Below are 17,123 nucleotides of genomic sequence, written 5' to 3'. Positions count from 1 at the left end.
TGTCGCCGTGGGGCGCTGGCATGCCGATACCGGCAAGGACGCGATCCTCGACGGCGACGGGCTCATGTCGCTGGTTGAATCGATCGCCAACGTGATCGTCGGCTACGGCATCGCGGTCATCACGCAGATCCTGATCTTCCCGATTTTCGGTCTGCACACGACGCTCGCGCAAAACCTGCAGCTGGGGCTGGTCTTCACCGGCGTTTCCATCGTCCGAAGCTTCGCGCTGCGACGGCTGTTCGAGGCGGCCCGAGTCAGCAAGAACCTGGGAATGGGTAGCTGATCCTGCGCGGCGCGCTGCTTACGCAGTGACAGAGCGCGGATGCGCTGCTAACGTGCATCTTTGATGGGGATGGGGTTCCCCCGATAACCGCCGCAAGGCTGATGACTCCTACCGGGCGCTTTCGGCGCGGTAGGAGCTATATCCTGATCGTCCCGTCTGGCGCCCTGCTGAAACAACAAGCGGGGTCATCGATGACTTTCTATCTCATCGTATTTCTTGGAGCCGGCATCGGCGGAGCTTTGCGGCACGGCGTCAATGTTGCCGCTCTGAAGGTGGCAGGCGCCGGATTTCCATTAGGCACACTCGTCGTCAATGTCGCGGGTTCGTTTATCATGGGCCTGCTGATTGGTTGGTTCGCGCTCAAGGCAGATCCTGGACAGAGCTGGCGCTCATTTCTCACGACCGGTCTGCTCGGCGGCTTCACGACCTTCTCGGCATTTTCGCTCGATGTGGCGCTGCTCTATGAGCGCGGGCAGTTATGGGCGGCTGCCCTCTACGTAGCTGCGTCCTTCGTACTTGCGATTGGCGGTCTGTTTGCCGGACTGCATCTCGTCCGTGCGCTGAGCTGAGGAGGCTCCCGATGAACGCGATGTTCCAGTCATGGCAGTTCTGGCCGCTCGCCTCGGCGACGTTTGCAGCGTTGACGGCGGTTTTCGCCAAGGTCGGCGTGGAGAATGTCGGCTCCGATTTCGCCACCTTCATCCGCACCGGCGACCGGATCGAGATCGACGGCGAGGCTTTCCTCATCCAGGGCGAGCCCCTCCGCGACTGTGAGCGGCTGGTCTGGACCGTGGATCTGCGTCCGGCTTGATCCGCAAGGCGCTGTCAAGGAAACCGGCTTGCGGGGCAGGGGAGGGGGCACCTACCTTCCTCCGCATGACCCAGCGCTCGCCCTTCCGGTACTTCAAGACGTCGCCCGAGATCATCCGGCTGGCCGTGATGCTCTACGTCCGGTTCCCGCTCTCGCTGCGCAACGTCGAGGACCTGCTCCACGAGCGCGGCATCGATGTCAGCCACGAAACTGTACGCTTCTGGTGGCACAGGTTCGGTCCGCTCTTCGCCGCCGAGATCCGCCGAAAGCGGGCCTCGGCCACGCGATCGGGCCCGCAATGGAAGTGGCACCTCGACGAGGTCTTCGTGAAGATCAATGGCGTCCAGCACTACCTCTGGCGCGCCGTCGACCACGAAGGTGAGGTGTTGGAATCCGTGGTTACGAAGACCCGGGATCGCAAGGCGGCACTGAAATTCCTCAGGAAACTGATGCGCAGATACGGCCGGCCGGAACGGATCGTCATCGATCGGCTGCGCTCCTACGGTGCGGCGCTTCGGGAGCTCGGCGCGGGCGCCCGGCAGCACTCGGCTTGGCATGCGAACAATCGCGCCGAGAACTCGCACTTGCCGTTCCGGCGACGAGAACGGGCCATGCTCCGCTTTCGACGGATGAAGACGCTTCAGCTCTTCGCCGCCGTCCACTCCTCCGTCTCAAACCACTTCAACCAGGATCGCAGCCTCTCCCGTCGGCACCATTTCAAAAGGAACCGAACCGCCGCTCTCGCCGAGTGGCGCCAGCTCGGCGCGGCCTGAAAGCTCGCCCGACTGCGAACATTGAAACTAGTTTGCAATAGTTTGACAGCACACCCCGGAGAGCATGATGCCCGGGGCGAAGGTGGTGGATGTCGCGCGGCGTCATGGCGTGACGCGCTGGCAGGTCTACGACTGGCGCCGGAAGCTGGGCTCCGGGAAGCTGGCGGTCCCGGCCTTGGCGATTAGTGAAGCGCCGTTCGCCGCGCTGGTGGTGGAGGCGCCTCCCCCCGGGATCACCGCTCCCGGGCACAAGTCGGCGGGCAGGATCGAGCTGGTGGTCGACGGGGTCAGCATCCGCATCGGCGCGGATGTCGACGAAGCCCGATTGTCGCAGGTCATCCGAGCGGTGCGGGCGGCGGCGCGATGATCGCCGCGCACGGGCAGCTTCGGGTCTACGTGGCGACCCGGCCGGTGGACTTCAAGGGCATGGATGGCCTCGCCCTGGCCGTCCAGGAGATGATGGGGCTGGATCCCTTTTGCGGCTCGGTCTTCGTGTTCCGCGCCAAGCGGGCCGACCGGATCAAGGTCCTGATCTGGGACGGGACCGGGATGGTGCTGGTGCACAAGCGTCTGGAGGGCGGCGGCTTCGTGTGGCCGCAGGTGCAGGACGGCGTCATGCGGATGTCGCCGGCGCAGTTCTCCGCCCTGTTTGAGGGGATCGACTGGCGGCTGGTCCGGCCGGAAGCGACCCGGCGTCCAGAGCTCGCGGGCTGACCTGCGGCGGATTGACTCACAGGCGCGATCGGGCGTGGTCACCGGCGCCACCCTGTGCCCTGATCGGACCATGACCGAAGCTGCCCTTGCCGAAGAGAACGCCCGTCTTCGGGCCCGGCTCGCCGAGACCGAGGCGGCACTTACGGATGCGCAGGAGGCACAAGGCGCCTGGAGAGCTGCGCTGGCGATGGGCGTGGTCGAGGGGATGCGGAACGACCTGCTCGGCCCCGTCTTCATTGAACGGATGTTCGAGCCCTTCGTCATTGCGCTCACCGAGCGTCTCGACACCCATGTCGCGCGCGGGCAGATGCGGCCCGCCGACACGCGGATGGCTGCGCTGGCCCTGGCCTCGCCGCTGCTGCTCGGCGCCCTGCACCAAGACCAGCTCGGCGGCGCGCGCGACTACCCGCTCGACCGTGACGCCTTTCTCGAGCATGTGGTCGAGGGTTTCCTGCGCGCCTACCGCGCGGACTGAGCCGAGCCGGCGAGGGATCATGGACGACATCAAGGCGCGCAAATCCGGCCATCTGGCCATCGTCGGCGCCGGATGCGGCGTCCAAAGCACCCGGGACGGCGGCTTCGACGCGGTCCGCTTCCTGCACAATGCGCTGCCGGAGCTGTCCTTCGACACGATCGACATGCAAACGACGTTCCTCGGGCGCCGCCTCTCGGCCCCGCTGATGGTCTCGGCAATGACCGGCGGGACGCCGGAGGCGGCGGCGATCAACCTCGCCATCGCCGAGGCCTGCGGCGCGCTCGGACTCGGTCTCGCGGTCGGATCGCAGCGCATCGCGCTGGAGGGGCGGGGTGCCGGCGGGCTCGGGCGCGAGTTGCGGGCGCAGGCCCCCGCGGTGCCGATCCTAGGCAATCTCGGCGCCGTCCAGCTGCGGCTAGGCATGGGGCCGGACGAGGCGCGGCGCGCGGTCGAGATGCTGGAGGCTGACGCGCTGATGCTGCATCTGAACCCGCTGCAGGAGGCGATCCAACCCGGCGGCGACCGCGACTTCTCGGACCTGCTGACCCGCATCGAGGCGCTGGCCCGCGCGCTACCGGTGCCGCTGGGGGTGAAGGAGGTCGGGGCGGGGCTGTCAGCACCGGTCGCGCGGCGGCTGCTGGATGCGGGCGTGACGATCCTCGACGTCGCCGGTGTCGGCGGCACGAGCTGGGCGCGGGTCGAGGCCGAGCGCGGCGACGACCGGCTGCGCCGCATCGCCACGCCGTTCTTCGACTGGGGCATCCCCACCGCCGAGGCACTGACCGCCGTGGCGCCGCTGATGCGGCCGGGGACGGTGCTGATCGCCTCCGGCGGGATCCGGCACGGCCTCGACGTGGCGCGCGCCCTGCGGCTCGGCGCGGATCTGGCCGGCCAGGCCGCCGCTGCGCTGCCTGCCGCACGCGAGGGCGCGGCGGCGCTTGCCGCCCATCTTTCCGAAGCGATTGAGCAGCTGCGGATCGCCATGTTCTGCACCGGCTCGCGCGACCTCGCCGCGCTGCGCCGGGCCGCCCTCGCCGAGTGAGCGGCCATACCCGCCGCGGCGCTGCGGAGACTGGAAAGGGGTCGCGTCGTGATATAGTCTGTCACAGGCGTTACACGAAGTTGGGGGACAGGGCTTGCGCGACGCGGTGCGACGATCCCTCGTCATCAGCGTCGCCCTCGCCGGGACGGCACTCTGCGCATGGCTGGCCTTGCACGTCTTCGCCGTTTGGCATCTGGATGCCGTGGCCCACCCGATGCTCGCGGGGCTGTGCCTGATCGGGCTGACCTGGCTGTCGGTGATGTTGTTCATCATCGCCCACGACGCGATGCACGGGGCGGTCGCGCCCGGTCATCCGCACGTCAACGCCGCCATCGGCTCGCTGGCGCTGATGCTCTATGCGGGGTTTTCCTGGCGCAAGCTGATCGTCAAGCACATGGCCCATCACCGCCACGCCGGCACCGACGACGATCCCGATTTTGGCCATGGTGGCCCGGTGCGCTGGTACGCGTCTTTCGTCCGGACCTACTTCGGCTGGCGTGAGTTCTGGGTGCTCGGCGGAACCGTGATCCTCTATGCGCTTCTGCTGGGGCCGCGCTGGCCCTATGTCGCGTTCTGGTCGGTGCCCTCGATCCTCGCATCGGTGCAGTTGTTCGTCTTCGGCACCTGGCTGCCGCACCGGCACGGCGCCGACGCCTTTCCCGACCGCCACAACGCGCGCTCCACCCGCGTCAGCGATCCGGTGTCGCTGCTGACCTGCTTTCACTTCGGCGGCTACCACCACGAACACCACCTGCGTCCCTCGGTGCCGTGGTGGCGCCTGCCCGCGACCCGGCCGCGGGGCAAGGCATGAGCTTGCTGGGGCCGGTCCTGATCGTCGCGCTCACCGTGGCAGCGATGGAGGGCATGGCCTATTCGGTCCATCGCTGGATCATGCATGGCCCGCTGGGCTGGGGCTGGCACAAGTCGCATCACGAGGAGCGCCACGGCCCGTTCGAGAAGAACGACCTCTACGCCGTCGTTTTTGCCGCGCTCGCGATCCTGCTGTTCCTGCTCGGCGGCCGCTGGTGGCCCTGGCTGTGGTGGGTCGCCGTGGGGATGAGCGTCTATGGGGTGATCTATTTCATCGTCCATGACGGGCTGGTGCATCAGCGCTGTCCGTTCCGCCATGTGCCGCGGCGCGGCTATTTCCGCCGGCTCTATCAGGCGCACCGGCTGCATCACGCGGTCGAGGGGCGCGACGACTGCGTGTCCTTCGGCTTCGTCTATGCCCCGCCGGTCGAGGATCTGAAGGCGCGGCTGAAGGCCTCGGGCGCGCTGGCCGGCCGCCAGCCGCAACACCGGGATGCGTGGCCCGCCGATCGGGGCCAGAATTGAGCCGGGGCGGATGGCCCTGATCGCGTTCTGCCTGCCGGCCCTGCCCAGCCACGCGGCGGTCCACGGCGCGCTCGCCCGCACCCTCGCCGCGCGCGGCCACGACTGCCGCATGGTGGGGGCTGAGGGGCTGCGGGCCCTGGCCGCGCGGGAGGGCCTGCGCTTCGAGGGCCTCGGCACACGCGAGGCCGATCTGCGCGGCGCGGGCCTTGTCCGCACGCTGCTCGCCACCGCCGCGGCAACGCGCGGCTTCGTGCGACGGGGGCCGGAGGCGCTCGGCCGGCTTGCCTCGGATCTCGTCGTGGCCGACCAGGCCGAGCCGGGCGCCAGCCTCGCGGCCGAGGCGGCGGGCGTTCCCCGGATCACGCTCGCCTCGGCCCTGCCGCTGGACCGCGACGAGGCGATCCCGCCGCCCTTCGTGAACTGGCCCTTCCTGGAGGGCGAGGCCGGCCGCAAGCGCAACCGCGGCGGCTGGCGGGTGGCGGACGCGCTGATGACGCTGCAATCGCGGGCGCTGGCCGAGGGCTGCCGCGCCCACCGCCTGCCGATGCGGCGGCACATCCACGAGTGGATCTCGGAGGCGCTCGACCTGCGCCAGTTCGTGCCCTCGCTCGACTTCCCGCATGCCTCGGGGCCGGGCGCACGGGCGGTTGGCCCTCTCCGCACGGAGGAGGCCGGCGCGTTCGAGGCGGAGACCGGGCGTGGGCCGCTGGTCTTCGCCTCGCTCGGCACGCTGCAGGGCGGCCGCCGCGCGCTGTTCGCCGCCATGGCCGAGGCGGCTGCAGATCTCGGCGTCGTCCTGGCGCTCGCGCATGGCGGCGGCCTGACGGAGGCCGAGGCGGGGGGCCTGCCCGGTGCGCCGACGGTGCGCGACTTCTTTCCGCAGCGCGCGGTGCTGGCGCACGCCGCGGCCTGCGTGACCCATGCGGGGCTGAACACGGTGCTGGACTGCGCCGCCGCGCAGGTGCCGATGGTGGCGATCCCGCTGGCCTTCGAGCAGCCCGGGACCGCCGCGCGTCTCGCCTTCCACGGCGCGGCGCGCGTCCTGCCCCGCCGCCGCGCCAGCCGCGCCGCGATTCGCGAGGGGCTGGCCGCGGTGCTGTCCGATCCCTCGTATCGCGCGGCTCTCGCCGTCCCGGCTGCCGAGATCGCCGCGGCGGGCGGTGTCACCCGCGCCGCCGATCTGGTCGAGGCCCGGCTTCCCCGCAGGCTCGCCGCATGAGGCCCGACCTGATCCTCGCCGGCGCGGGCCTCGCCAATGCTCTGATCGCCATCGCCGTCGCCGAGGCGCGGCCGGGCACGCGCATCCTGATGCTCGACAGGGCCACGGGGCCGTCGAACGCGCATACCTGGTCGTTCCACGATCCCGACATCTCGCCCGACTGGCACCGCCGGCTCGCCCCGGCGATCCGCTGCCGATGGCAGGGGCAGGAGGTGCGGTTCCCCGACCACGCCCGCGTTCTGCGCGCCGGATACGCGTCGGTCGGTGGAGAGGGCCTCTCGTTGCTCCTTGCGGCGACGCCGGGCGTGACGCTTCGCTGGGGTGCGGAGATTGCGGCACTGGACGGCTCCGGGGTGACGGTCGGCAATGGCGAGCGGATCGAGGCCGCCTGCGTGATCGACGGGCGCGGGGCGATGCCCTCCCGGCATCTGGTGACCGGCTTCCAGAAGTTCGTCGGCATCGAGTTCGAGATGGACGCGCCGCACGGGGTCGCCCGGCCCGTCATCATGGACGCCACCGTCACGCAGCAGGACGGCTACCGCTTCGTCTATCTGCTGCCGTTCTCGCCCACGCGGCTGCTGATCGAGGACACCCGCTACAGCGACGGCGCGGCGCTGGACGAGGAGGCCATCGCCGTGTCGGTCGGCGGCTATGCCGAAGCCCACGGCTGGCGCGGGCGCGAGGTGCGGCGCGAGCGCGGGGTGCTGCCGATCGCGCTCGCCCACGATGCGGCGTCCTTCTGGTCCGAGGCGGAGAGCGGCGCCGTCCCGTTCGGCCTGCGCGCCGGGCTGTTCCACCCGGTCACCGGCTACTCCCTGCCGGTCGCGGCGCAGGTGGCGGATTGCGTGCCCGCCACGCGTCTGACCACCGACGCGGTGTTCGCCGCAGTCCGCGCCCACGCGCTCTCCCGTGCGCGTGACGACCGCTTCCTGCGCCTGCTCAACCGGATGCTCTTCCGCGGCTGCGCGCCCGAGGACCGGCACCGCGTGCTCTCCCGCTTCTACCGCCTGCCCGAGCCGCTGATCGAGCGCTTCTACGCCGGCCGCCTCACCCGCCTCGACCGCTTGCGGATCGTCACCGGCAAGCCGCCCATCCCGATCCGCGACGCGCTTCCCTGCCTGCGCGAAAGGCCGCTGCTGGCGGCGGCGTCATGAGGGCCATCGTCATCGGCGCGGGCTTCGGCGGCCTCGCGCTCGCCATCCGCCTGCAGTCGGCCGGCATCGCCACCACGCTGCTCGAAGGCCGCGACAAGCCCGGCGGCCGCGCCTATGTCTGGCGTGAGCAGGGCCATGTCTTCGACGCCGGGCCGACGGTCATCACCGACCCGGACGCGCTGCGCGAACTCTGGTCGCTCTCGGGACAGGTGATGGAGCAGGACGTGACGCTGCTGCCGGTCAGCCCCTTCTACCGGCTGCTCTGGTCCGACGGGAGGCGCTTCGACTACACCAACGACGCGGCCGCCCTCGAGCGCGAGATCGCCGCCTTCAACCCGGCCGACCTCGACGGCTACCGCCGCTTCCACGACTATGCCGAGCGCGTCTACGAGGAGGGCTACCTGCGCCTCGGTACGGTGCCGTTCTTGAAGCTCGGCCAGATGCTGCGGGCCGCGCCGGCACTGGTGAAGCTGGAGGCCTATCGCTCGGTCCACGGCATAGTCGCGCGGTTCATCAAGGACCCGCACCTGCGGCAGGCCTTCTCGTTCCACACGCTGCTCGTGGGCGGCAATCCGTTCTCGACCAGCTCGATCTACGCGCTGATCCACGCGCTCGAACGGCGCGGCGGGGTCTGGTTCGCGCAGGGCGGGACGAACGCGCTCGTCTCCGGCATGGTGGCGCTGTTCGAGCGGCTGGGCGGGGTGCTGCTCTTGAACGCACGGGTGGCACGGGTCGAGGTGGAGGGCCCGCGCGCGGTGGGCGTCACTCTGGCAGACGGAACCCGGATCGACGCCGACATGGTCGCCAGCAATGCCGATGTGATGCACAGCTACCGCGACCTGCTGGGCGGCACCCGGCGCGGGCGGACCAAGGCCGCGCTGCTGGGCCGGCAGCGGTGGTCGATGTCGCTCTTCGTGGTGCATTTTGGCCTGTCAAAGCCGCCTGAGGGCTTGGCGCATCACACCGTCCTCTTCGGCCCCCGCTACCGCGAACTGCTCAACGAGATCTTCCGCGGCGCCACGCTGGCCAAGGATTTCTCGCTCTACCTGCACTCGCCCAGCGTCACCGACCCGAGCCTCGCGCCGCCGGGCATGTCTACGCACTACGTCCTCGCGCCGGTCCCCCATCTCGGCCGTGCCGCTGTCGACTGGGCGGCCGAGGGCGAGGCCTATGCCGACCGCATCCTCTCCAGCCTCGAGGAACGGCTGATCCCCGGCCTTCGCGCCAACCTGCGGGTCAAGCGCATCTTCTCGCCCGCCGATTTCGCCTCGGAACTGAACGCTCATCACGGCAGCGCCTTCTCGGTCGAGCCGATCCTGACGCAATCGGCCTGGTTTCGCCCCCATAACCGCGACCGGGCGATCCGCAACTTCTACATCGTGGGTGCCGGCACCCATCCGGGCGCCGGTATCCCCGGCGTTGTCGGCTCGGCCAAGGCGACCGCCGGCGTGATGCTGGCCGACGCGGGCGCGGCATGAGCGCGCCGGTCGCCGAATTGCAGGCCGCCATCGCCGCGGGCTCGCAGAGCTTCGCAGCGGCGGCGCGGCTGATGCCTCCGGGCATCCGCGAGGACACGGTGATGCTCTACGCCTGGTGCCGCCACGCCGACGACGTGGTGGACGGGCAGACCCTCGGCGGCTCGCCGGAGGCGATGGGAGACCCCGCGGCGCGGCTCGCGCGGCTGAAGGCCGAGACCCTCGTCGCGCTCCACGGCAGCGGCCCTCTCAGTCCCCCCTTTGCCGCGCTGCGCGCCGTGGCCCGGCGGCACGACTTCCCCGAGCGCTGGCCGATGGACCTGATCGACGGCTTCGCGATGGACGTGGCGGGGCGGGACTACCGCACGCTGAATGACACGCTCGACTACGCCTACCACGTCGCGGGCGTGGTCGGCGTGATGATGGCGCGGGTCATGGGAGTCCGCGACCCTGAGGTGCTGGACCGCGCCTGCGACCTCGGGCTGGCGTTCCAGTTGACCAACATCGCTCGCGACGTGGTCGAAGACGCCCGGATCGGACGCGTCTATCATCCGCGCGAGTGGCTTGACGCGGCGGGAGCCGAGATCTGCGGCGAGATCCCCTCGCCGGCGCTGCATGCGGTCATCCTGCGCCTCCTCGATGCCGCCGAGCCCTACTACGCCTCGGCCTTCGCCGGGCTTCCCGCGCTGCCGCCGCGCTGCGCCTGGTCGATTGCGGCGGCGGCCCGGATCTACCGCGCGATCGGCACGCGGATCCGGCACGGCGGACCGGAGGCCTACCGGCGGCGGATCAGCACCTCCGGTCTCGCCAAGACGGGACTGGCGCTGCGGGGACTGGGCGATGCCGCCGCGTCGCGCATCGCCCCGCCAACAGCATCACGCGACGGCTTGTGGACTCGCCCGCGGGCCTGAGCCGTCCTCAGGCAGCACAATCCGCGCGGACCGGCAGCACCTCTGCGATATGCGCGGAGAGCGGCAACGTGTTGAAGCCGCAGCCATCGAGCAGCAAATCGAGTTCCGCCCGAAGACCGGCGTAATGCGCCTCGGCCTGCGGCAGGCTCCGCACCGCGAGGACCCCGCGGCCACCGTCACGCGCCAGATGATCGCGCCCGGTGTCCTTGCCGAGGGCGAAGGCGTCGCCCCGGACATCCATCAGGTCGTCATAGGACTGGAACGCCCGCCCCAGCGTCTTGCCGAGTTTGACCAGCATGTCGACCTCGGGCGTGTCGAGGCGCTGGATCACGCCGAACATCCGGAAGCCCGCGGCGAAGAGCGCGCCGGTCTTGAGATCCTGCTCGCGCTCGACCGCGGCCACATCTTTCGGCGCATTGACGTCCAGATCCTGCCCCGCACTCAGTCCACGCGGCCCGACCGCTTCGGCCAGGATCGCGACGAGGCGCGCGCGCGTTTCCGCATCGGTCCCCCGCGCCGTGGCGAGAAGCAGCATCGCCTCGGTCACAAGGGCGATCCCGGCGAGGATCGCGCGGCATTCGCCGTGGACCAGATGCGTGGCCGGGCGTCCGCGGCGCCTCCGGGCGTCGTCCATGCACGGCAGGTCGTCGAACACGAGCGAGGCCGTGTGAACCAACTCGACCGCGCAGGCGGCATCGATCAGCGCCGGGCCGACGCCGCCCGTCGCCTCGCCCGCGATCAGCAGCACCAGGGCACGGAACCTCTTGCCCGGCGCCAGTGCCGCGTGGCACATCGCCTGTCCTAGAGACGGAGACCGGAGCCCGAAACCGGCGGCGATCTCGGCCAGACGCGCGTCCACATCGCGGCGCCACGCCGCAGACCCGGCCACGTCGAACGCGAAGTTGTCCATCGGGGCTCCGCCACCTTGATGTCTAACACCTGTCCCAGAATATTCGGCATCCGCAGCGGCGAAAAGCGGCAAGCACAATGGTGCATGAAGATTCGGTGAGCGGACCGCCAGCGCCCGGCATGAGTCCGGTGCCGCCAGGATGGTGTGGCATGAAGTTCTCTGATTTCCTTGGTCCAGCGCTGAACTTTCCGCGTTCGCAGATCTCTGGACCAGCCCGGCACAAGGCGGGCCGCCCTCGACAATACGGCTTGCAGTGGCTGTCCGGTCGAGAGCAAGGATCCGGTAGCGACAGCCTTCCTAGGGGGCGCTGTGCCGTTGCCGCCGGCCGGCCGGCCCCAGACGCGCTCGGCCGCTCCCTGGTCTTCGGGATGGACCCCCGCGAGCCAGTCGCCCGCCTGCACCTGCTCCGCAGACCGTCCAAGGTAGTCCAGCGCGCGGGCATTGAACGTCACCCCATCCCCGTTGCCATCCGTCTGCCAGAGCAGCGCCGGCACCAGTTCGCTCAACAGGCGCAGGCGTTCCTCGCCTGCCCGCAGCCGCTCCTCCGTCAGACGCCCTTCGGTCACGTCCTGGCCGATCTTCAGGAAGCCGTTCCCCGCGATCTTGTTGAGGCTGCGCCGCGTCCCTTCGATGAAGACGCGCGAGCCATCCTTGCACAGGTGCCAGCGCACATCGGGTGCGCTCCCGTCCCGCAGTGCGGTCTCCACCTCCCATTCGGGTACGCCCGCGGCCCGGTCCTCGGGCGTGAACAGCATGGCCGCACTCTGCCCCTGTGCTTCCTCGGCGCTCCAGCCGAAGACGGCGGCGGCGCCGGGAAGCCAGTCAGTGATCCGGTCCTCGACGTCAGTGACGAAGATGGCATAGTCCGTGGCCGCCTCGACGGTGAGGCGAAAGCGCTCCTCGGTGGACCTCAGGTCCCCAAGCTTGAGCAGTCGATCAACGATGGGCCCCAGGATGCCGGCATAGGTGCGCAGGAACGCACTGTCGTGCTGGTCGAAATCCCTCGGCCGGGTGTCGTCCACCTGCAGGAGCCCATAGGCCGCTGGCGGGGGAGAAAGATCGGCACGTTCACCAGCGCCACGATGCTGGCGTCCTTCATGAAGCGCGGAACATCGAAGCGCTCCTCATGGGCGATGTCCGGGGTGATAACCGGCTCGCCTGCGTTGATTGCGAAGGCTTCCGAGGAATGCTCGTCCATCGGAAGGCGCACATGCCCGACGACACCCGCAGCCCAGCCCACTCCGGCCCGCACCAGGAGGCTTTCATCGCCCGCCTCCATCTCCAGCACCTTGGCGCGCTCGGTGCCCATCGCCTTGGCCACCAGCCGGCAGGCTTCCTGCAGCACCTCGTCGAGATCCTCGGACTGCAGCGCCAGATCGGCGAAATCCGCAAGCACCTCCTGTCGCTTGAGCATGGTTTCCAGAAGATCGCGGTGCGGCATGTGAAGTCGTCGCCTCTCAGGCCGCTTCCGGCTGCATCGGGGACAACAGCCGGACGGGCTAACTGGTTTCACAAATGTCAGAGACCCGAGGCTTGTGGAAGCTTGCGTCGCCCCGGCCCAGCAGATAGCTCAGGCGACGCCATTGATCTGACGGAGGAACGCCAGGCGCGTGAGCATGACGTGCTGCTGGAAGCTCCGCCCGAATTTCCTTGCGCTGCGGGCGATGTGTCGGTCCTTCTCGAACGGTGTGCCAGCCCATCTGTCTTGTCCATGGATGCCTCTGTTACCTCCATCAACGTAGGGCCGCCCTTTTGAGGCGGTCCTCACTGGGAAGTTTTCCATGTCGGTCCTGGACGAAAACCTGCAGCAGCATTTCTCAGCCATCATCGAAGGCTCGGATGATGCGATCGTGGCGAAGGATCTCAACAGCATAATCCTCAGCTGGAACCCCGCAGCCGAACGCATCTTCGGCTATGCGGCAGTGGAGGTCCTGGGCAAGCCGATCACCATTGTTATCCCGGAAGACCGCCAGCATGAAGAGGTGGACTTCATCGAGCGTCTGCGCCGGGGCGAACGCATCCAGCATTTCGAGACGCTGCGAAAAAAGAAGAACGGCGAGCTGTTCCCGATTTCAGTGACCATTTCGCCGATCCGGGACAGGGACGGGGAAGTCGTCGGCGCGTCGAAGATCGCCCGGGACATCACCGACCAGCACCGTGCGGCCGAGCAGCAGCGCCTACTGCTGTCGGAAATGAAGCACCGCGTTGGCAACAGCTTCGCGATCGCCAGCGGTCTCCTCAGGCTTTGCGCGGATCAGTCTTCCAGTGTTGACGAGTTCGTGGGCCTCATGCGCGGGCGCCTTCTTGCCCTGGCGTCGGCACATTCTATGGCAGCGCCTGCGATCGCTGAGGGGGCAAGGGCATCAGGGGAAAGGCCTCTGAAAGCGCTTCTCGAATCGATCCTGCAGCCGTTCGCGGGATCAATTCCGGCGGGCGTGAAGGTCGACGATATCATCGTAAGCCGTTCGGCAGTCACGCCGCTGGCACTGGTCTTCTACGAACTCTGCACGAACTCCGTGAAATATGGCACGTTAGCATCAGGCGACGGTCGCCTCTCGATCACCAGCGATCGTTTGGGGCACCGGCTGATCATCAACTGGACCGAGAGCTTCAAGCGGACCTCGGAGCAGGCCGTGCAGGGCCAGGGTTTCGGAACCGCGATGTGTGAGGTCGCTCTGAGGGACCAGATGGACGGCACGCTCGAGAGAACCTTCGCGGCAGACGGAATGCGCATCCGGCTCGACCTCAGCTACCGCCGCGTGACGGCGGATGGATGAGGCGCGGTAAGCGCCTGTCGGCCGTGTGCCGGGCTTGAGGGGGCTCGGGAAACAGCTGCGATGATCTCGCGCGCGACGCCATCGATGATGTCCGCACGGGTTCCGGGCCGGTGGTCGGGAAAGTACCCTTTTCGAACTCATTGAACCGCCCTTTTTACTAATGTGCGGGCTCGACAGAAGCGAGCGGCGGCATCTCCGATGGAATCGGCGCGGGCTTTCAGCCCTGTCCAGATGCGCGCTCGAGCGGCGCGAACGCTCCGCCCGTTCTGGACAGGGGGGCCAGCATTGCTCTCGCTGGCGCGCGATCGTTTCACTTGCTGCGGAGATCGGCTGTTCTGGTGTGCTGCGGCAAACATGAACGGCCGGTTTGGAGAAGCCGCACTGCCGCAAGGCAACGTAGTCGACCGTCCGATAGGGGCCGATCATGGCGCGGCAACCCATTCACCTTACCGGGCAAGTCGGCGCGGCGAGCGTTGCAGCCGGCGGACGCATTGTGGTCGAACCCGCGGCCACCGACGCAGTGCTGCTGCCAGTCGAGCGCGACGCCCTGACTGCCCGTGAGCGCGGCGGAGGGCATTCCGCTCGCCGTAGTCACCGCTGCGCGGCTGAGGGAGCTGGCCGCCAGGCTCGACGTCACGATCATGGGCGCGCTCGGCTATGCCCGGTGGATCAGGTAGTGTGGACGGGCCAAGAACTTGGCCGGAGATCAAGCGGAGGGACCGCAACAGCCTGCAGGTCACGCGTAGGCTCCCAGAGCCAGGCGATCGAGGTAGTCGTTGAGAGCAGCGCTCTCGTCGGCCTCGACGAGAGCCTCTCCGGTTCGGCAGCCCAGCGCCGCGATGGGCATCGATTGATACCATTCGAGAGCGTGATAATCGCCTCCAGCCCAAGCCCGCACCCGGTCCAGGATCGCGATCGCCTCACGCTCGCCGCGCGTCGTGGCAGCTCGGCGCCGGTGGGTCTGATCGATCGCTACCTTGGCCGCGGCGACCCGCTCAGCCATCTTGGCCCTGATCAGCTTCCGCGCCCGGTCGCGTTGATCGGGGTCAAGATTGCGGGAAGGGTCGATGAAATACGTAGTGCAGTCACGGCCCAGGGCATCCGAGCGCAGAGCGCGTCGGCCGGAGGCGTTTCGCCGATGAACATTCAGCGTCTCTGCGCTTCTGCGGATCATCGTCATCTCCGAGAGGTGCAGACAGAATGTCCTAAGGCGGGATCGGCCTCAAGCACCGAGTGCCAGGAAATCAGTATCTTCGGCGCGGCCAGGATTCGGAGCCAAGGACTGAAACGGGAGCACGGCCGAGCCGGCATTCTGGCTGGCTGCAGGGCCGGTCCAAGGCCGCCAGGTGCACGATGACCGGGAGGCAGCTGCGACTCGATCCTTGAGGCTTGATCGAGTTAGGTGTATTTCGGTCACCGGGCGCGGAGACTTGCTGCCTGAGGACTCCGGAGTAACCACGGAAGTGACTGCGGGCACCGCTTCCGGCAGGCTCATCCTGGAAGCCCGAAAGCAAGTTCATTAGGCTAGGACGAGCCTCGGGATGCGCCTCTGGGTGGCCAGCGCATTATCTGGTCAGCTTGGGGCAGGGCGCAATGATATACATATAGAGCCAAGGATACGCTGATCGGAGATTATGCCATGCAAGTGTCGAAATGGGGAAACTCGCTCGCGGTGAGGCTGCCTTCAGAACTGGTGCGGACGTTAGGATTGAAGGAGGGCGACAAGATCGAACTGGTGGCGGCGGAGAGGGGCCTTGCGGTCCGACGCGAACCTTCCGCGGAAGAGGTGCTGGAGCGTCTGCGCAGCCTCCGGGGGCGCCTGCCTGCTTCGCAGAGATTGACCCGAAACGACGCGAATGCCCGTTAATTTCCTCGATACGAACGTCATTCTCTACCTGCTGGACGAGGGACCCGAGGCTGACCGGACCGCAACTGTGCTCGCCTCGGGAGGGCGGATCGGGGGCTCCTTTATCCCCTTATTCGATTGGGAATGAGGCACGACCTGACCGATAGCTTCGTCCGCCGCCGGCATCACGTAGCCTGTCTCGCTGGAAGTGCCTGAACGACCGGTTCGGGGTAGGTGCGATGCAGCGCTTGCGACGTCATAAACCACAGCTCAGGGCCGAAAATGATAGACCACCCTGAGCCCCGTCGAGGACGTGACGCCGGATGCACGTCGATCCTCCATGTCAGGCGGCGCGTAGCCACGAGTTCGAGGCGCTGGCCTCGAGGCTCGTGAATTGGCAAGCTCCCGCGTGTCCTCGCCTGATCCAGGCCGCGACGAGCTGAAATCCCGATTGCGGCCATTCCCGCGGCGTTTCGAACTGCAGCAACTCGGCGATCCCGAAGCCGGCCTCGTGGATTGACCGGAGCCGGGCCTTTGTGGTCAGATTGGGGAGCGGCGCCACGAAAATGATATTGTCCGAAGTTTTCATCGCTTGCACCATGAATTCGGCCAGACGGGACCATGGCGGGTTGGTGACGATCCAGTCCGCTCGACCTTTCCAGGCCAGGAAATCGCTTCCATCCGTGATCTCGCACCAGTCTTTGGCGAGGTGACCGGGAAAATGGTCGTAGAACGCGCCATCGCCTCTCGCAGGGTCCAGGATCAGCCCGTGCATCTGCGGCGCGAAGTGTCCGCAGATGGCCCGCGCCAAGGCAGGGGGAGTCATGACGCGGTCTCGCTCCGGGGCGTTGGAGGCGGGGATCAGCCGGCGCTTCGAACTGATCGGGGCGATTGGAGCAGGCATTCCGAGAAGTTTCGTATAGCCTAGGAGCGAAGCCACTTCCCCACGCATGTGCTTCTCGATGCCAATGATGACAGGTCGGCTCAAGAGCAGCCGGGCGGAAACCTGGGCCTGCGTCAGCCTGCGTCGCCGACGTAACTCGGCCAGCGCAGCACCGGGACGCGTGCTTGCCGGCGGACACCACGCCCAGGTGCAGGCCAGGGGTGGAAGCACCTGGGCGAGACTGGAAATGGTGCCTCTTCCGTTCATGATGTGCCGCAGTGTCGGCCGCGAGAGCCCACTTCTCTCGGCGAGAGATGTTTTGTTGAAGCCGTGAAACCGCATGCGATCCTCGATAAGTCGTTCAAGCGGCATGCAGAACTCGTGGAAAAGGATGCTTACATTTTCGGCAAGTAACCCTTACATGCGCCGCGGAGGCTGTGCAACCCAGGGCGGTGTGTGTTGAGGCGCATACACGGGTGGCGGGGCGAGCGGATTCGTCCTGTCGACCCGCTTGC

20 protein-coding genes, 1 pseudogene and 1 riboswitch are annotated in these 17,123 nt (G+C 68.0%); of the genes and pseudogenes, 16 read left to right on the top strand and 5 right to left on the bottom strand.

Going from position 1 to position 17,123, the window contains the following annotated elements; translation table 11 throughout:
* Positions 1-64 precede the first annotated feature (64 nt).
* From GI374_RS14715 to GI374_RS14650, 14 genes and pseudogenes are all read left to right on the top strand, one after another.
* Entirely contained in the window at positions 65-283 is a 219-nt protein-coding gene (locus GI374_RS14715; protein WP_154337853.1) for a hypothetical protein, read from the top strand.
* A 56-nt stretch (positions 284-339) separates the two neighbouring features.
* Positions 340-401: riboswitch (Fluoride riboswitch) on the top strand.
* Between the two features lie 73 nt (positions 402-474).
* Positions 475-852, top strand: coding sequence for a fluoride efflux transporter CrcB (gene crcB, locus GI374_RS14710; RefSeq protein WP_154337820.1), 378 nt, complete (start codon positions 475-477; stop codon positions 850-852).
* A 20-nt stretch (positions 853-872) separates the two neighbouring features.
* Positions 873-992, top strand: a pseudogene (locus GI374_RS19330) (transporter); the annotation flags it as partial.
* Positions 993-1,159: 167 nt separating this feature from the next.
* On the top strand, positions 1,160-1,867 hold the full coding sequence (locus GI374_RS14700; protein ID WP_154337818.1) for an IS6 family transposase: 708 nt from the start codon (positions 1,160-1,162) through the stop codon (positions 1,865-1,867).
* 67 nt (positions 1,868-1,934) lie between these two features.
* Positions 1,935-2,234, top strand: a complete 300-nt coding sequence (locus GI374_RS14695) for a transposase (RefSeq protein WP_154337817.1) — start codon at positions 1,935-1,937, stop codon at positions 2,232-2,234.
* Positions 2,231-2,581, top strand: a complete 351-nt coding sequence (tnpB, locus tag GI374_RS14690; protein ID WP_154337816.1) for an IS66 family insertion sequence element accessory protein TnpB — start codon at positions 2,231-2,233, stop codon at positions 2,579-2,581. The genes GI374_RS14695 and tnpB overlap by 4 nt, the downstream gene beginning before the upstream one ends.
* A 70-nt stretch (positions 2,582-2,651) precedes the next feature.
* Positions 2,652-3,056, top strand: coding sequence for a TetR/AcrR family transcriptional regulator C-terminal domain-containing protein (locus GI374_RS14685; RefSeq protein WP_154337815.1), 405 nt, complete (start codon positions 2,652-2,654; stop codon positions 3,054-3,056).
* 19 nt (positions 3,057-3,075) lie between these two features.
* A complete protein-coding gene (gene fni, locus GI374_RS14680) occupies positions 3,076-4,098 on the top strand; it encodes a type 2 isopentenyl-diphosphate Delta-isomerase (protein ID WP_154337814.1) in 1,023 nt (340 codons plus the stop codon).
* 94 nt (positions 4,099-4,192) lie between these two features.
* Positions 4,193-4,909, top strand: coding sequence for a fatty acid desaturase (locus GI374_RS14675; protein WP_154337813.1), 717 nt, complete (start codon positions 4,193-4,195; stop codon positions 4,907-4,909).
* On the top strand, positions 4,906-5,433 hold the full coding sequence (locus GI374_RS14670) for a sterol desaturase family protein (protein WP_154337812.1): 528 nt from the start codon (positions 4,906-4,908) through the stop codon (positions 5,431-5,433). Before GI374_RS14675 ends, GI374_RS14670 begins: the two co-directional genes overlap by 4 nt.
* Positions 5,434-5,443: 10 nt before the next feature.
* Entirely contained in the window at positions 5,444-6,652 is a 1,209-nt protein-coding gene (locus GI374_RS14665) for a glycosyltransferase (RefSeq protein WP_195759942.1), read from the top strand.
* Complete coding sequence (gene crtY, locus GI374_RS14660) at positions 6,649-7,806, top strand: lycopene beta-cyclase CrtY (RefSeq protein WP_154337810.1); 1,158 nt, start codon at positions 6,649-6,651, stop codon at positions 7,804-7,806. The genes GI374_RS14665 and crtY overlap by 4 nt, the downstream gene beginning before the upstream one ends.
* Complete coding sequence (locus GI374_RS14655; protein WP_154337809.1) at positions 7,803-9,284, top strand: phytoene desaturase; 1,482 nt, start codon at positions 7,803-7,805, stop codon at positions 9,282-9,284. Before crtY ends, GI374_RS14655 begins: the two co-directional genes overlap by 4 nt.
* The gene (locus GI374_RS14650; RefSeq protein ID WP_154337808.1) at positions 9,281-10,192 is read left to right on the top strand and encodes a phytoene/squalene synthase family protein; all 912 of its coding nucleotides are present in this window, start codon (positions 9,281-9,283) and stop codon (positions 10,190-10,192) included. Before GI374_RS14655 ends, GI374_RS14650 begins: the two co-directional genes overlap by 4 nt.
* Positions 10,193-10,199: 7 nt before the next feature.
* On the opposite strand, the gene GI374_RS14645 is transcribed toward GI374_RS14650, so the two are convergent.
* Genes GI374_RS14645 through GI374_RS19325 form a run of 3 tightly spaced genes read right to left on the bottom strand, consistent with a single transcriptional unit; the run spans position 10,200 to position 12,543 of the window.
* Positions 10,200-10,985, bottom strand: a complete 786-nt coding sequence (locus GI374_RS14645) for a polyprenyl synthetase family protein (RefSeq protein WP_229583338.1) — start codon at positions 10,983-10,985, stop codon at positions 10,200-10,202.
* Positions 10,986-10,993: 8 nt separating this feature from the next.
* Positions 10,994-12,124, bottom strand: a complete 1,131-nt coding sequence (locus GI374_RS14640) for a PAS domain S-box protein (RefSeq protein ID WP_154337806.1) — start codon at positions 12,122-12,124, stop codon at positions 10,994-10,996.
* On the bottom strand, positions 12,013-12,543 hold the full coding sequence (locus GI374_RS19325) for a GAF domain-containing protein (RefSeq protein ID WP_154337805.1): 531 nt from the start codon (positions 12,541-12,543) through the stop codon (positions 12,013-12,015). The genes GI374_RS14640 and GI374_RS19325 overlap by 112 nt, the downstream gene beginning before the upstream one ends.
* Before the next feature lie 340 nt (positions 12,544-12,883).
* Between GI374_RS19325 and GI374_RS14630 the strand changes: the two genes are divergently transcribed.
* Positions 12,884-13,879 (top strand): PAS domain S-box protein, encoded by a 996-nt coding sequence (locus GI374_RS14630; protein WP_154337804.1) that lies wholly within the window; start codon positions 12,884-12,886, stop codon positions 13,877-13,879.
* A 736-nt stretch (positions 13,880-14,615) separates the two neighbouring features.
* Here the strand turns inward: GI374_RS14630 and GI374_RS14625 are convergent.
* On the bottom strand, positions 14,616-15,059 hold the full coding sequence (locus GI374_RS14625) for a hypothetical protein (protein ID WP_154337803.1): 444 nt from the start codon (positions 15,057-15,059) through the stop codon (positions 14,616-14,618).
* A 459-nt stretch (positions 15,060-15,518) separates the two neighbouring features.
* On the opposite strand from GI374_RS14625, the gene GI374_RS14620 reads away from it, so the two are divergent.
* On the top strand, positions 15,519-15,746 hold the full coding sequence (locus tag GI374_RS14620; RefSeq protein WP_154337802.1) for an AbrB/MazE/SpoVT family DNA-binding domain-containing protein: 228 nt from the start codon (positions 15,519-15,521) through the stop codon (positions 15,744-15,746).
* Positions 15,747-16,068: 322 nt separating this feature from the next.
* Here GI374_RS14620 and GI374_RS14615 read toward each other — a convergent pair whose 3' ends face one another.
* On the bottom strand, positions 16,069-16,980 hold the full coding sequence (locus GI374_RS14615) for a helix-turn-helix transcriptional regulator (protein WP_154337801.1): 912 nt from the start codon (positions 16,978-16,980) through the stop codon (positions 16,069-16,071).
* Between the last annotated feature and the right edge of the window lie 143 nt (positions 16,981-17,123).

Source organism: Paracoccus sp. S-4012, from assembly GCF_009674885.1.
In the GTDB taxonomy this organism is placed as follows: domain Bacteria; phylum Pseudomonadota; class Alphaproteobacteria; order Rhodobacterales; family Rhodobacteraceae; genus Paracoccus.
Note: the sequence above shows the minus strand (reverse complement) of the source record. Positions and strands in the feature narration are given on the sequence as shown.

Excerpts from the sequence above, each read along its gene's own strand:
- GI374_RS14715 (WP_154337853.1), top strand. The coding sequence starts at position 65 with ATGTCGCTGGTTGAATCGATCGCCAACGTGATCGTCGGCTACGGCATC.
- crcB (WP_154337820.1), top strand. The coding sequence starts at position 475 with ATGACTTTCTATCTCATCGTATTTCTTGGAGCCGGCATCGGCGGAGCT.
- GI374_RS14700 (WP_154337818.1), top strand. The coding sequence starts at position 1,160 with ATGACCCAGCGCTCGCCCTTCCGGTACTTCAAGACGTCGCCCGAGATC.
- GI374_RS14695 (WP_154337817.1), top strand. The coding sequence starts at position 1,935 with ATGCCCGGGGCGAAGGTGGTGGATGTCGCGCGGCGTCATGGCGTGACG.
- tnpB (WP_154337816.1), top strand. The coding sequence starts at position 2,231 with ATGATCGCCGCGCACGGGCAGCTTCGGGTCTACGTGGCGACCCGGCCG.
- GI374_RS14685 (WP_154337815.1), top strand. The coding sequence starts at position 2,652 with ATGACCGAAGCTGCCCTTGCCGAAGAGAACGCCCGTCTTCGGGCCCGG.
- fni (WP_154337814.1), top strand. The coding sequence starts at position 3,076 with ATGGACGACATCAAGGCGCGCAAATCCGGCCATCTGGCCATCGTCGGC.
- GI374_RS14670 (WP_154337812.1), top strand. The coding sequence starts at position 4,906 with ATGAGCTTGCTGGGGCCGGTCCTGATCGTCGCGCTCACCGTGGCAGCG.
- GI374_RS14665 (WP_195759942.1), top strand. The coding sequence starts at position 5,444 with ATGGCCCTGATCGCGTTCTGCCTGCCGGCCCTGCCCAGCCACGCGGCG.
- crtY (WP_154337810.1), top strand. The coding sequence starts at position 6,649 with ATGAGGCCCGACCTGATCCTCGCCGGCGCGGGCCTCGCCAATGCTCTG.
- GI374_RS14655 (WP_154337809.1), top strand. The coding sequence starts at position 7,803 with ATGAGGGCCATCGTCATCGGCGCGGGCTTCGGCGGCCTCGCGCTCGCC.
- GI374_RS14650 (WP_154337808.1), top strand. The coding sequence starts at position 9,281 with ATGAGCGCGCCGGTCGCCGAATTGCAGGCCGCCATCGCCGCGGGCTCG.
- GI374_RS14645 (WP_229583338.1), bottom strand. The coding sequence starts at position 10,985 with ATGTGCCACGCGGCACTGGCGCCGGGCAAGAGGTTCCGTGCCCTGGTG.
- GI374_RS19325 (WP_154337805.1), bottom strand. The coding sequence starts at position 12,543 with ATGCCGCACCGCGATCTTCTGGAAACCATGCTCAAGCGACAGGAGGTG.
- GI374_RS14630 (WP_154337804.1), top strand. The coding sequence starts at position 12,884 with ATGTCGGTCCTGGACGAAAACCTGCAGCAGCATTTCTCAGCCATCATC.
- GI374_RS14625 (WP_154337803.1), bottom strand. The coding sequence starts at position 15,059 with ATGACGATGATCCGCAGAAGCGCAGAGACGCTGAATGTTCATCGGCGA.
- GI374_RS14620 (WP_154337802.1), top strand. The coding sequence starts at position 15,519 with ATGCAAGTGTCGAAATGGGGAAACTCGCTCGCGGTGAGGCTGCCTTCA.
- GI374_RS14615 (WP_154337801.1), bottom strand. The coding sequence starts at position 16,980 with ATGCCGCTTGAACGACTTATCGAGGATCGCATGCGGTTTCACGGCTTC.